Raw genomic sequence first — 13,126 nt, 5'->3', positions numbered from 1 at the left:
ATTTTACGTGATTAGAATTTGCATTAATTAAAGCAAAATAAGCGGTCAATTACCAAAAGTTGGAGCAATTCGCCGCGATTTCTTTACTTTTTCGCATGCTTAAATACATAACCTTGTCGATGAACGGTCTGAATTCGATCCGCGTTAATCCCTTCGCTAACCAGTCGTTTTCTTATTCTACTAATGTGCATATCGAGTGCGCGGTCATGCTCTGAGAACGTGCGCTTCAGTACCGTTTCATAAAGGAAAGGTTTGCTAAGCACTTGATCTTGATAATGAGTCAGAGTACGGAGCAGCTCGAATTGAACGCTTGTGAGCTGAACAAACTTTTTGTCTGACGGACGATTTATCATCACAGTATGGCTGTGCTTATCCAGTACGAGCTCATATTCATTATTGAGACCGTTATCGGAAGCTGACGTCTTAGGAGCAGACGAAAGGGTAGACTCAAACATATTGGCATTTCAATTATTAATGATAGTAAAAACTATTATCATTAATGTTGGCGTGAGATCAATGCTGTATTTTATTTGTAATGCAATATGTCGGAGTCATATCAAAATTCTGATATGGAAGAAATAACTCTACGACGGAAAGAGCACCAATTTAAACCGCCAAATCAATAAGTACTACCACAATTTCTAAAGTAAATAATCAGCTACTTTGGGGACTAGAGCAGCTGTTAATGTCTCTAAAGTTCTTATTTCTAAGATTCGCTTATCCACTATTTCTAGACTATACATTCTGTTGCAAGAAGCTCTTTTCTAATACACACAGAGGTTTATATGACAGCGAAATATGGCGTAAAACGTCGATTAGCGATTCTTGCCGCCGCCTTAATTGGCGCGACAAGTAGCAGTATCGCGGCAGAGAAACCTAACATTCTCGTCATTTGGGGTGATGATATTGGCCAGTCCAATCTCAGTGCTTACACCTTCGGTTTGATGGGATACAAAACACCAAACATAGACAGCATCGCGAAAGAGGGCATGATGTTCACGGATTATTACGGTGAACAATCTTGTACTGCGGGCCGTTCTACTTTTATCACCGGCCAGACCGTCCTTAGAACGGGTTTAAGTAAAGTAGGGCTTCCTGGCGCAGATCTTGGCTTGAAGGAAGAAGATGCCACCATTGCCGAAATGTTGAAGCCGATGGGTTATATGACGGGTCAATTTGGTAAAAATCATTTAGGCGACAAAGACGAACACCTGCCTACTAACCACGGCTTCGATGAATTTTTTGGCAACCTTTATCACTTGAACGCCGAGGAAGAACCAGAAAACGTCGATTACCCTAAAGATCCAGAATTTCGTAAAAAATTTGGTCCACGAGGTGTTATTCGCTCGTACGCTGACGGCAAAATTGAGGACACCGGGCCTCTGACTCGCAAGCGTATGGAAACCGTGGATGAAGAGACGTTGGATGCGGCTCTCGATTTTATGGATCGTGCCGTCAAAGCTGAAAAACCTTTCTTCGTCTGGTGGAACGCAACGCGTATGCATTTCCGTACCCACGTGAAAGAAGAGAACTCGGGAAAAACAGGTATCAGTGAGTATGCAGATGGCATGGTCGAGCATGATAATCATGTCGGCCAACTACTGAAAAAAGTGGACGATTTGGGCATAAAAGACAACACGATAGTCTTTTATTCAACCGATAATGGTCCGCACATGAACTCGTGGCCAGATGCAGGTACAACGCCATTCCGTGGAGAGAAAAATACCAACTGGGAAGGTGCGTACCGAGTTCCTGCGATGGTACGTTGGCCGGGTAAAATTAAAGCTGGCTCTGTCTCGAATGATATCATGCACCATATGGACTGGATGCCAACTTTCGTTGCTGCCGCGGGTGATGACAGTATCAAAGAGAAATTACTCAAAGGCTATAGTGCGAATGGTAAGAAATTCAAAGTGCATCTCGATGGTTACAACTTCCTGCCATATTTAACTGGCAAAGAAGAGAAAGCACCGCGTGAAGAGATTTTTTACTTCTCGGATGATGGAGACTTAACCGCACTTCGTTATAACAAGTGGAAACTGGTTTTTATGGAGCAACGAGCAAAAGGTACGCTGCGCATTTGGGCGGAACCATTCACTACACTTCGAGTTCCTAAGATCTTCAACTTACGTATGGACCCTTACGAAGTGGCTGATATCACTTCCAACACCTACTATGATTGGATGCTAGACCGTGCTTATATGCTGGTTCCTGCCCAAGCTTACGTAGGACGATTCCTCGAAACGTTTAAAGAGTTCCCACCAAGGCAAAAAGCGGCAAGCTTCTCGCTCGATCAGGTGATGGAGAAATTAAAAGAGAACCCAAATAAGTAGGCTAGTGCTACGTAAGCAATACGATGCAACCATATAGAAAAGAGGCTCATATGAGCCTCTTTTTTCCATCTAATAAAAGCTTTCAGAGCAACGAATGGCAAAGAAAATGCGAATCAACAAGCACTATAAGGAAACAGGCTCGTAGTGGGCTGCCGTTAAGTTGGCTTTAATTTTTTCACGTAGCGCAATATGAGCAGGGTTGTTTACCTCTCGCTTATGGTAGACGAACTTGTAAGGGATAGAGCGTATCGAAATGGGGCAGGACAAAATTTGAAGTTTGAGCGCTTTTCTCCACTTGTTTGCAAAAGATTGAGAAACGATCCCTAAACTATCTCTTTGGGCGACATACAGCGCCATGCCCGCTAGCGAAGATGTGATCAAGTCGACTTTTCTTTCTTGAATTGTTTCCTTTGCTAGCTGCTCGAACCCCGACATGTTGTTCCATTTCCCTGAAAATAAACAGTGAGTTTCCTCATAAAATTGCTCTTTTGTGAGCGTGCCCTGAACACGGGGATGGTTCTCACGACAGATAATCACCGCCTCTTCTTCGTAGGCATCTTCAATAATAAACGCTGCATCTTTTGTGATAACAGTATCAATGACAAGATCGACTTTTTGTTGTCTTAGAAGCTCAAATAATAAGAACTTTTCGGGTGGCGATTCATAAAAAATAGTGTTCTTTATCGGGTCCATAATGTGCAATAAAATTTCGGAACAACACACTTCAAAATGATTCTTATCGGATATCGCATTATCAATGATATTAACCGCTTGCTGGAATTGCGGTAGTAGCTGATAGGCGGTAGATGTTAGTGCGATACCTCGCCCTTTTTTGACAAATAATTGCTTATCGACCACTTGTTCTAAACGCTTTATTGCAGCGCTCACAGCAGGTTGTGTCAGCCCCAATTGTTCCGCGGCTTTTGTATAAGATTGGAACTCCGCGACAACAAGAAAAGTTTGGATCAAATTCAAGTCCATAACGTTACTCATAAATTTAATTTATAGGTTAACTAATTCTGACTGCATTTATCGCCTGAAATTAGTGCTTTATCTTATATCAACAATGGTATTGAAAAGCGAATACCATTTTATGCACTAGCGAACTCTTGGAGATAATATGAAAAATGCGACCAAAACGAGCAGTAAAAAACTCGTACTTAACGCATGTACGTTAGCATTAGGCGCTGCATCTGCAGTTGCACACGCAGCGGACAAACCCAACATTCTTGTCATCTTTGGTGATGATGTTGGTTACTGGAACCTTAGTACCTACAACCAAGGCATGATGGCGTACAACACGCCGAACATCGATAGCATTGCTAAAGAAGGTGCGAAGTTCACTAACTTCTACGCACAGCAAAGTTCGACAGCAGGCCGTTCTGCATTCATTACTGGTCAAATGCCAAAACGTACTGGTCTATCAAAAGTGGGCTTACCAGGCGCTCCGCAAGGTATCTCGGAAAAAGATCCAACGATTGCAACCGTGCTTAAGCAAATGGGTTATGCAACCGGACAATTTGGTAAGAACCATTTAGGCGACCGAGACGAACACCTTCCTACCAACCACGGTTTTGATGAGTTTTTCGGCAACCTATATCACTTGAACGCGGAAGAAGAGCCAGAGAACGTGGATTATCCTAAAGATCCAGAGTTCAAGAAGAAATTTGGCCCTCGTGGCGTAATCCACTCTTACGCTGACGGCAAAATTGAAGATACCGGTCCACTTACCCGTAAGCGTATGGAAAATGTTGACGGTGAATTCCTTGATGCCGCGGAAACCTTCATAGAAAAACAAGTAAAAGCGGATAAGCCGTTCTTTACTTGGTTTAACACCACTCGCATGCACAACTTCACGCATGTTCCTGAAGAATACCAAGGTAAAACAGGCGCTGGTTTTTATGCAGATGGCGTGAAGCAGCACGATGATCAAATTGGTCACCTACTTAACAAGATCAAAGAGTTGGGTGTGGATGACAATACAATCATTGTTTACACCACTGACAACGGCCCTATGGTTGATTTGTGGCCTGATGCAGGGATGACACCATTCCGCTCTGAGAAAAACACTGGCTGGGAAGGCAGTTTCCGTGTGCCGATGTTGATTAAATGGCCAGGAAACATCGAAGCAGGTAAAACGTTCAACGGCATGATGTCATTAGAGGACTTCTTCCCGACATTGGTTGCTGCAGCGGGTGACACCAAAGTTAAAGATGAATTACTAAAAGGTAAGAAAGTTGGTGATATGGACTATAAAGTTCACCTAGATGGTTACAACCAACTGCCATATCTAACGGGTAAGTCAGACAAATCTGCTCGTAACGAATTCGTTTACTGGAGCGATGACGGTGATCTTGTGGCATTACGCCAAGGAAAGTACAAGTTCCACTTTATGATTCAAGAGAATGAAACAGGCATGGATGTATGGCGCAAGCCGTTTACTAAACTTCGTGTTCCATTGATTTTCGACTTGAGTATCGACCCATTCGAACGTGGTGACCAAGGTATGGGTTACTCTCGTTGGATGTACGAGCGTTCATTCCTAATGATGCCAGCGGTAGAGAAAGTGAAAGAGGTAATGGGTACGTTTAAAGAGTTCCCACCTCGCATGGAAGCAGGTTCATTCGTACCTAAGTCTTCTAAGTAATAAAGAACATCGATAATCCATAGCGCTTTTCGGAGCGCTATATACCCAAATAGCTTCAATTCCTGCTGAAATGTGATTACGAGGTTATTTGGGTATATTAAATAGTGAGAAACGTATGAGTAAAATTTCCCCTCGCCATTCTACTACCATGCCTATTGTTCCTCTTAAAACGGCGTCTAAAGCACCGGTTTCGGGTGCGTACGATCGTCGATTCCATGTGATGGCAAAGCCAGGCGGAGCAAAATGCAATATCGATTGTCAGTACTGCTTTTATCTGCATAAAGAAAATCTACTGCACCAAGAAAAGCAGCCAAAAATGGACGACGCAACATTGGAAGCGTTCGTGAAAAGCTACATCGAAAGTCAGGATGGCGAAGAAATTGTTTTCTCATGGCAGGGCGGTGAGCCAACGCTACTTGGGTTGGACTATTTCCGCAATGTTGTAGCTCTGCAAAAGAAACATCAGCCGAAAGGCGTTCGCATTGAAAACGACCTTCAGACCAACGGCATTTTGCTAAACGATGAGTGGTGCGCGTTTTTAAAAGAGCACAACTTCCTAGTTGGCTTGTCGATTGATGGGCCACGAGAGCTGCACGACAAATATCGCAAAACCCGCAGCGGTAAGCCGACGTTTGATCTGGTGATGAAAGCGGTAGATAAGCTCAAAGCGCATGGCGTGAAATTCAACGCGTTGGTCACGGTGAATCGTCACAATGCGAAATACCCGCTCGAAGTGTATCGATTTTTAACCCAAGAATTGGGTGTGACATACATTCAGTTTGCACCGGTGGTTGAAGCGAACGACTTCCAAACAACCGCGCCGCAGTTTTGGAACGAACAGATGATTCCAACCAAAGGCTGTGATCTGGCGAAACCGGGTCATCCAATGTCTGTTGTGACGGATTGGTCGGTTGATCCTGAAGACTGGGGACGCTTTTTAATGGCGACCTTTGAAGAGTGGGTGAATAACGATCTTGGCCGTGTACTGGTTAACCTGTTTGAAACCGCGGTAGCGCAAGTAATGGGGAAACCGTCTCAGCTTTGCGTGACGGCTGAGTTTTGTGGCAAAGGCTTGGCGATTGAGCACAATGGCGATGTGTTCAGTTGCGACCACTATGTGTACCCAGAATACAAACTCGCCAACATTCATGAACACTCATTGAATGACATGGCCTTCTCTACACGACAATACACCTTTGGCATGGCAAAACGCGAATCTTTGCCGACGTATTGTAAGCAGTGTCCCTACTTGCCTTATTGCTGGGGCGAGTGTCCGAAAAACCGTCTGATCAAAACGCCGAATGGCGAGCCTGGACTAAACTATCTGTGTTCGGGAATCAAAATGTTCTTTGATTACGCGTTACCGATGTTGGTTGGTCTTGCACAGCTTCTCCAATCTCAAGAACCGCAAAGATAACATAGTGAATATAACCTTAAGTTATTTCATTTGTTCTTATACTTAACTATCGAAAAGACGGCTTAAACCATTGAAAAGGTATCCTATGAACCACGCACAACAAGCGATAAAAGAACTCATCGAACAAACAGAAAAAAGCGTCATTGGACAAAGCCACGTGGTTCGAGCTTTAGTCATCGGGTTATTAACAAATGGGCATATTCTTCTAGAAGGTTTACCGGGAACGGCAAAAACACGTTCTGTAAAATCGTTGGCCAACTTGTTAAACACCAGTTTTGGTCGAATCCAGTTTACGCCGGACCTTTTGCCATCGGACGTGACGGGAACCGAGGTTTATCAAGAGTTGGATGGCAAGCCGCAGCTCCATTTTCAACCAGGGCCAATTTTTAACAGCATAGTGCTTGCCGATGAGGTCAACCGTGCGCCAGCCAAAGTACAAGCAGCACTACTTGAAGCCATGGCCGAAGGCACAATCACGGTAGGCGATAAAACTCACGTATTGCCAGACTTATTTATGGTGCTTGCAACTCAAAACCCAGTAGAACAAGAGGGCACGTACCCGCTGCCAGAAGCGCAAATGGACCGTTTTATCATGAAGGTTACCGTCGATTACCCAGAAGATGAAGCTGAACGTGACATCATTCGTTTGGTGCGCAGTGAAGAATTAGGTGCGGAAACCAGCAGCGAAATTATTACGCCAAAACACATCGAGCCAGACGTGGTGCTAGAAGCGCGCCGTCAGTTACCAAACATCGTGGTATCAGACCTAGTGGAGAACTACATTGTCGCGTTGGTGATGGCGACTCGTAAGCCAGAGCGTTATGCAGATTCAAACTTAGCAAAATGGATTGAGATTGGCTCTAGTCCTCGTGCTTCCATCGCACTAGACAAATGCGCTCGTGCGTATGCGTGGATGCAAGGACGTGACCATGTCACTCCTGATGATGTGCGAGCCATGGTTCCGTCTGTACTGGGCCACCGTTTTTCTTTGACCTACGATGCACTAGCAGACGGAGTCGATCACCAACGCGTCGTGCAAGAGCTGCTAGATTGTGTAGAAATTGGGTAAGCGGGAGGCATTATGGCTAAGCCAACTCTTGCGCCAAAATCACAGGGGATGGATCCCCGTTTGTACTGCGATTACGCTCGCTTAGTACGTCTGCAAGCACAAGCAGAATCATTCAGTTTACTTCCTCACCTAAAAGCGGGCAGCGTACTCTCAGGCCGCCACAATTCGCTGTTTCGTGGTCGTGGATTGAACTTCGAAGAGCTGCGCCATTATCAATTGGGTGACGACATTCGTAACCTAGATTGGAAAGTCACGATGCGCACAGGCAAACCGCACGTGCGCAGTTACACCGAAGAAAAAGATCGCAACGTGATCGTGTGTGTCGACCAGCGCAGCGCAATGTTTTTTGCTTCGACACAAGTCATGAAATCGGTTGTCGCGGCAGAAATCGCGGCCATGTGCGGGTGGCGTGTGTTAAAAGATGGCGACCGAATTGGTTTTGTCATTGCATCCCAACAGGCGTTGTTTCACAGCAAGGCGCAGCGTTCGCAAAACGATCTTCTGGCTCAACTTAAGCGTCTCGCTAAAGCCAATCAATCGCTCAATGTGGACTCCCGCAATTCCGAAAAAGTGACGTTCAGTCAATGGATTGAGCTCATTAAACGCATGAAGATCAAACAATCCACATTGATTTTTATCAGCGACTGGAGCGACTGCGAGGAGCACCATCTTGACCACCTTAAACAGCTACAACAGCACAACGATGTTCTCGCAGTGATGGTCAGTGACCCATTAGAACAAGCGCTACCAGACGATTTGGCAAAATCGAAATGGGTGGTTGGTGATGGGCAGTATCAACTCAATTTAGACAGCAAAGCAAAGGTAGAAGCCGCGAGCGCAAAGCTTGAGGCTCGAACCAGCTTACAGCGTCAATCACTCTCTCAACTTATGGCGATGAAACACCTTCCGCACATTGAACTCGATACGACTGGCGAGCACATTAAACAATTTCAAAAACTGGTAGGAGGGCGTTAAATGAGTGGTCTTCCTACGCCTCCGAGTACCTACATACTCAGAGAGTTACATGATGTGGCCGTGCCACCAAGCGTGAGTTGGTATCCGCAAACTATTGGCTGGAAAATTTTAGCGGCGGTTGCGCTCATTGCATTAGTGTATGTTGCGTATTGTTTGGCTCAACAGTGGTGGTGTAACCGCTACCGACAAGAAGCTCTGTTGACGATTTCGCAAATCAAACCGAGCGACAAAGGCATGCCTAAAGCATTGTTCTCTGTGCTTAAAATTGTGTTGATTCATGTTGATAGCCGTAACGCGAAATTGTTTGATACCGCCTTTTTGCGAAAGCTCGATGCGCTATATCCGCAAACCGGAGATTCTCAAGCAAACTCGCAAGTGGTCTTTAACGATGAGCTTTCAAAGCGCTGGCTACAAAGTATTGTTGACCCAAGCATTATGCTAACCAACGAAGAGCGAGTAACGCTTATTGCTCGTGCGAAAAACTGGGTGAGTGAGCACCGTTGTGATGCTAAAAAAAGCGCGGCAAAGAAATCTCCATTATTGAAACGCAAAGCAAATCAGGGAGGTCAACATGAATGATCTTCTTGTATCGCTAACTGGTTTGTCTGGTTTTGAATTTGCTCACCCAATGTGGTTTCTGATTTTGCCGCTGCCATTGGTGGTGTACTACTTGGTGCCTGCATATCGCACTAAGCAAATGGCGATCAAAGTGCCGTTTTTTAGTCAGTTGGTGGAAGCGATTGGCGAGACGCCGTCAGAAGGTGCAAGCCAGTTAACCCCAAGCTGGTGGCAACGAGCAACGTTAATTCTCTCATGGCTTTTGGTGGTGTGTGCGATGGCAAAACCCACCGTGTTAGGCGAGCCTCAAGTTCGCGAGAGTTTAGGGCGCGATGTTATGGTGGTGGTGGATCTTTCGGGTTCCATGGCTGAGCCTGATTTCACGTCTCGTACAGGTGAAAAAATTTCTCGCCTTGATGCGGCAAAAGAAGTGCTGACGGAGTTTGTTCAGTCTCGTAAAGGTGACCGATTAGGCTTGGTTCTTTTTGGTGATGCCGCTTTTGTGCAAACGCCATTTACCGCAGACCAAAAAGTGTGGCTCGAACTGCTTAACCAAACCGATGTGGCGATGGCAGGGCAGAGTACCCATCTTGGTGATGCAATTGGCTTAGCGATTAAAGTTTTTGAGCAAAGCGATAAGTCGCGTAGTGCTTTAGAACAAGATCAAAACCGTGAAAAAGTCGCGATTGTATTAACCGATGGTAACGACACGGGCAGCTTTGTCGAACCGATTGATGCGGCGAAAGTTGCGAAAGCCAAAGGCGTGCGAGTGCACGTGATTGCGATGGGCGATCCGGAAACGATAGGTGAAACCGCGTTGGATATGGACACGATTCATCGCATTGCAAAAGAATCCGGCGGTGAAGCGTTTGAAGCACTCAACCGTGATGAACTGTCGGCTGCCTACGACGAGATTGGCAAACTGGAACCTCAACTTTACGAAAGCACCACATACCGCCCAAAACAAAGTCTTCACCATTACTTGATGGCGTTAGTGGTCATCATGCATTTACTCGCGTTCAGCGTCGCGACACTCAAAAGAAGGGCTGCAACACGATCATCATTAGGAGAGAGCGATGTTTGATTCTCTTAGTTGGACGCAATTCTTTACGCAGTTTCATTTTATCCGACCGCTGTGGTTATTGGCTTTGATCCCTATGTTTTTCTTGGTGTGGTTGCGCTGGCGAGAAGAAAGCAAACCAAGCTGGAAGGATATTCTGCCCGAACATTTACGCAATGCTTTGACGATAGGCGAGCGAGGTTGGCGCAAGCAACTGCCGCTTAAGCTCTTGATGCTGATTGTGCTAATCGCCATTGTGATTTGTGCAGGCCCAACGTGGCAACGTGAATCTTCTCCCTTTGGTGAAGATAAAGCCTCTCTGCTTGTGGTGTTTGATAACAGCGATTCGATGCTGCAAAAAGATCTCCCACCAAGCCGCCTTGAGCGTTCCAAACAGAAAATACGCGATTTGTTAGTTGCGCGAAAAGGCGGAAAAACGGGTTTAGTCGTGTTTGCGGGCAGTGCTCATGTGGCGATGCCTGTGACTCAAGACAGCAAAGTGTTTGACCCATTCTTGGCGGCCATTACGCCAGAAATCATGCCCGTGCAAGGTAAGCTTGCTGAAAAAGCCTTGCCGTTAATTGATCAACAATTGCAAGGTCAACCAGGCTCCACCGTTTTGTTGGTGAGCGACGGCGTGAACCCGGCCACGATTAAGCAATACCAAGCGTATTTTTCAGGCAAACCTTATCAACTGTTAATTCTTGCTGCGGGGAATACAGACATCGTGAGTAACAACCCGATGGATTTGGATTCTCTGCAAAAACTGGCCAGCCAGACCAATGGTCGATTGGTGGAAGTGACGGTCGATAACAGTGACATCGAACAACTGAATCGATACGTTGAGCGCAATATGCAGCTTAATGGCGAATCTTCAATGCCTTGGAAAGACATGGGTTATCAACTGCTGTTCCCAATCGCGTTGGTCATGATGCTGTGGTTTAGAAAAGGGTGGTTAGTGCAGTGGTGCGTGATCGTAATGGTGAGCGGTACACTGTTGATGCCGACCAGTGCAATGGCGGAGAACATTTCTGTGAAAGCCGAGCAGCCACAAGTTGTGCAAAAAGTGACGACCTTCGACAAGGTGGCGCAATGGTGGTGGGATTTGTGGCTGACGCCAGACCAACAAGGACAGCGTTTGTTCAACCAACAAGCGTATTTAGAAGCTGCAAAACACTTTGTCGATCCATTACGCAAAGGCACGGCGTACTACTACGCTAGCGAGTTTGAGCTCGCGCACAGTGCGTTTTTGGAAATGCAAAACGACCCGTCCGAAGAGCTTAGAGATTACGGTCTTTACAATGCGGCGAGCGCATTGGCGCGTCAGCGAGAATATTTGGCTGCTCGTGACTTGTTAAAATCCCTAGCCAGTAAGCCAACGTTGAGCGATTCGTTAAGACCTGATGTTGAGCACAACTTGAAAGTGATTGCTGGCATCGTCGATGAGATAAATCAGATGAGTGAAAGTCAAGCCGGAACAGAGCAAGAGGCGTCAACCGAGCTAGGCGATAACCCTCAAACCGCAGAAGGAGCGGATGAACAAACGTCAGCAGAGTTGATGATTAAAGAGACGTTAAGCGCAGACGACATATTAGGCAGCCAAGAGTTAGCCGACAAGTGGCTAAAGCGAGTCGAAGCGGATCCGAAGTATTTCTTACGCGCTAAATTCCAAATTCAATTACGCTCGCCAACAACGGGTAGCTCGACTACGACAACGGAACACAATACAGAGGAGGCTGCCCAATGATGATGAATGCCCATCGCGTTACCTCTTTTGCACTTCCTGCAAGGATAGTGGCATGGTTAGTGGTTTGTTTGAGTCTGTTCGTAAGTCGTCACGTTTTCGCTCAGGACATTTACGATCTTCAACGCAATCATGGTGTTGAGTTGCAAGCGTGGGTTGGTCAACAACCAACGGCTGGAGAAAAGCGTAAAACGCCAAGTTTTAGTGTCAATGAGCAAGTCATTTTAACCATCGAAGTGGCAACGCCGCGCTGGTTTACGGGGGGGACGCGAATTGGCAGTATTGAAATGCCCAATGTTATCGCCAAACAGCGTAATCAGTTAGCCACTAACTTCACGGAGCACAAGGGCGGACAAACTTGGTCGCGTCAACGCTGGGAAGTGACTTTGTATCCGCAAGCATCTGGTGATTTTGTGATTCCACCTGTCGCAGTGGGCGTTCAGGTGTCAGCGCCGGACGGCGAGAAGGTGTCAGGCACCCTTTACACGCAGCCGATTAAGTTCAAAACTGTCTTGCCATCGGGATTGTTGAGCGGTGACACTCCTTGGTTTTCTGCAACGCACGTAGACGTAAAACAAGAGTGGGAAACCTCCACTGAGTCACTTAAAGTTGGGGATGCAATCACGCGTAAAATCACCATTTTGGCTCATGATTCGCTATCTGTGTTGCTACCAGACTTGTTGAAAGGAGAATCAACAACCCGTTACCAAGCGTATCCTCAACCGCACCGTCTTACAGATACGCAAACACGTGGTGATTACCAGTCAACACGCACAGAAGAGAGCGTGTACGTGATTCAACAAGGTGGTGAATTAACTCTGCCAGATTATGAGTTCCGTTGGTGGAACAGTAAGACTCAACAAGTGGAAACGGTGGTGTTAGAGGGCAAAACATTTGTTGCGAAGCACACGTTGAAATCCTTCATCAAAACGTACTTTGCATGGATTGTATCCACGCTTGTATTGCTGGGTTTTGTGATTATTTCATTGGTAGCCATTAAACGTTACTACCGCAACAGACCGACACCAGCATGGTTGACGTTCCACCGTTTGTTAAAGGCTAAACGCTGGTCTGAAGCAAGGGCCGTATTGTACAAACAATTGCGTTTAAATACGGCAGAGCTGGAAATGACCAAAGCCGATACGAGTAAATCGTGGCAAAAAAGTGCGTCGCGAATGCAAAATGGCGAAAATAGCGCTCATTTAATGAAGTCGATGTGGCGCAAGATCCAGACCAAACAACAACGCTTTAAATTCCGTATACCGCGAGCGTTACCAGAACTGGACAAAGTCATTGGAAGAGATGGCAATGAATAAAGCGGGG

At 46.0% G+C, this 13,126-nt stretch carries 11 protein-coding genes; 9 read left to right on the top strand and 2 right to left on the bottom strand.

Annotation, left to right across the window (positions count from 1 at the left end):
• Positions 1-83: 83 nt before the first annotated feature.
• Positions 84-455 carry a winged helix-turn-helix domain-containing protein gene (locus ACWYVB_RS04560; RefSeq protein WP_256954912.1) on the bottom strand — a complete coding sequence of 124 codons (372 nt, stop codon included), beginning with the start codon at positions 453-455 and terminating at the stop codon, positions 84-86.
• Positions 456-785: 330 nt separating this feature from the next.
• Between ACWYVB_RS04560 and ACWYVB_RS04555 the strand changes: the two genes are divergently transcribed.
• Positions 786-2,333: an arylsulfatase gene (locus tag ACWYVB_RS04555; protein WP_046875994.1), complete on the top strand. Its 1,548-nt coding sequence runs from the start codon at positions 786-788 to the stop codon at positions 2,331-2,333.
• 123 nt (positions 2,334-2,456) lie between these two features.
• On the opposite strand, the gene ACWYVB_RS04550 is transcribed toward ACWYVB_RS04555, so the two are convergent.
• On the bottom strand, positions 2,457-3,314 hold the full coding sequence (locus ACWYVB_RS04550; protein WP_206192075.1) for a LysR family transcriptional regulator: 858 nt from the start codon (positions 3,312-3,314) through the stop codon (positions 2,457-2,459).
• A gap of 139 nt (positions 3,315-3,453) precedes the next feature.
• Between ACWYVB_RS04550 and ACWYVB_RS04545 the strand changes: the two genes are divergently transcribed.
• The 8 genes from ACWYVB_RS04545 to ACWYVB_RS04510 all read left to right on the top strand — a co-directional run bounded on the left by ACWYVB_RS04545 (position 3,454) and on the right by ACWYVB_RS04510 (position 13,119).
• Entirely contained in the window at positions 3,454-4,980 is a 1,527-nt protein-coding gene (locus ACWYVB_RS04545) for an arylsulfatase (RefSeq protein ID WP_317410461.1), read from the top strand.
• A 115-nt stretch (positions 4,981-5,095) separates the two neighbouring features.
• Positions 5,096-6,397 carry an anaerobic sulfatase maturase gene (locus tag ACWYVB_RS04540; RefSeq protein WP_258646294.1) on the top strand — a complete coding sequence of 434 codons (1,302 nt, stop codon included), beginning with the start codon at positions 5,096-5,098 and terminating at the stop codon, positions 6,395-6,397.
• 85 nt (positions 6,398-6,482) lie between these two features.
• The gene (locus tag ACWYVB_RS04535) at positions 6,483-7,466 is read left to right on the top strand and encodes an AAA family ATPase (protein ID WP_005396657.1); all 984 of its coding nucleotides are present in this window, start codon (positions 6,483-6,485) and stop codon (positions 7,464-7,466) included.
• A 12-nt stretch (positions 7,467-7,478) separates the two neighbouring features.
• Complete coding sequence (locus ACWYVB_RS04530; RefSeq protein ID WP_317410463.1) at positions 7,479-8,441, top strand: DUF58 domain-containing protein; 963 nt, start codon at positions 7,479-7,481, stop codon at positions 8,439-8,441.
• Positions 8,442-9,020: a DUF4381 domain-containing protein gene (locus ACWYVB_RS04525; protein ID WP_317410465.1), complete on the top strand. Its 579-nt coding sequence runs from the start codon at positions 8,442-8,444 to the stop codon at positions 9,018-9,020.
• The gene (locus tag ACWYVB_RS04520) at positions 9,013-10,083 is read left to right on the top strand and encodes a vWA domain-containing protein (protein ID WP_317410466.1); all 1,071 of its coding nucleotides are present in this window, start codon (positions 9,013-9,015) and stop codon (positions 10,081-10,083) included. Before ACWYVB_RS04525 ends, ACWYVB_RS04520 begins: the two co-directional genes overlap by 8 nt.
• On the top strand, positions 10,076-11,806 hold the full coding sequence (locus ACWYVB_RS04515; protein WP_317410467.1) for a vWA domain-containing protein: 1,731 nt from the start codon (positions 10,076-10,078) through the stop codon (positions 11,804-11,806). Before ACWYVB_RS04520 ends, ACWYVB_RS04515 begins: the two co-directional genes overlap by 8 nt.
• Positions 11,803-13,119, top strand: coding sequence for a BatD family protein (locus ACWYVB_RS04510; RefSeq protein WP_317387997.1), 1,317 nt, complete (start codon positions 11,803-11,805; stop codon positions 13,117-13,119). The genes ACWYVB_RS04515 and ACWYVB_RS04510 overlap by 4 nt, the downstream gene beginning before the upstream one ends.
• Positions 13,120-13,126 lie beyond the last annotated feature (7 nt).

The sequence above is a fragment of the Vibrio sp. JZG10 genome, assembly GCF_054064075.1.
The sequence above is the reverse complement of the archived record's forward strand: the minus strand, read 5'-3'. Positions and strand labels throughout refer to the sequence as shown.

Excerpts from the sequence above, each read along its gene's own strand:
- ACWYVB_RS04560 (WP_256954912.1), bottom strand. The coding sequence starts at position 455 with ATGTTTGAGTCTACCCTTTCGTCTGCTCCTAAGACGTCAGCTTCCGAT.
- ACWYVB_RS04530 (WP_317410463.1), top strand. The coding sequence starts at position 7,479 with ATGGCTAAGCCAACTCTTGCGCCAAAATCACAGGGGATGGATCCCCGT.
- ACWYVB_RS04535 (WP_005396657.1), top strand. The coding sequence starts at position 6,483 with ATGAACCACGCACAACAAGCGATAAAAGAACTCATCGAACAAACAGAA.
- ACWYVB_RS04545 (WP_317410461.1), top strand. The coding sequence starts at position 3,454 with ATGAAAAATGCGACCAAAACGAGCAGTAAAAAACTCGTACTTAACGCA.
- ACWYVB_RS04510 (WP_317387997.1), top strand. The coding sequence starts at position 11,803 with ATGATGATGAATGCCCATCGCGTTACCTCTTTTGCACTTCCTGCAAGG.
- ACWYVB_RS04540 (WP_258646294.1), top strand. The coding sequence starts at position 5,096 with ATGAGTAAAATTTCCCCTCGCCATTCTACTACCATGCCTATTGTTCCT.
- ACWYVB_RS04520 (WP_317410466.1), top strand. The coding sequence starts at position 9,013 with ATGAATGATCTTCTTGTATCGCTAACTGGTTTGTCTGGTTTTGAATTT.
- ACWYVB_RS04555 (WP_046875994.1), top strand. The coding sequence starts at position 786 with ATGACAGCGAAATATGGCGTAAAACGTCGATTAGCGATTCTTGCCGCC.
- ACWYVB_RS04550 (WP_206192075.1), bottom strand. The coding sequence starts at position 3,314 with ATGGACTTGAATTTGATCCAAACTTTTCTTGTTGTCGCGGAGTTCCAA.
- ACWYVB_RS04515 (WP_317410467.1), top strand. The coding sequence starts at position 10,076 with ATGTTTGATTCTCTTAGTTGGACGCAATTCTTTACGCAGTTTCATTTT.
- ACWYVB_RS04525 (WP_317410465.1), top strand. The coding sequence starts at position 8,442 with ATGAGTGGTCTTCCTACGCCTCCGAGTACCTACATACTCAGAGAGTTA.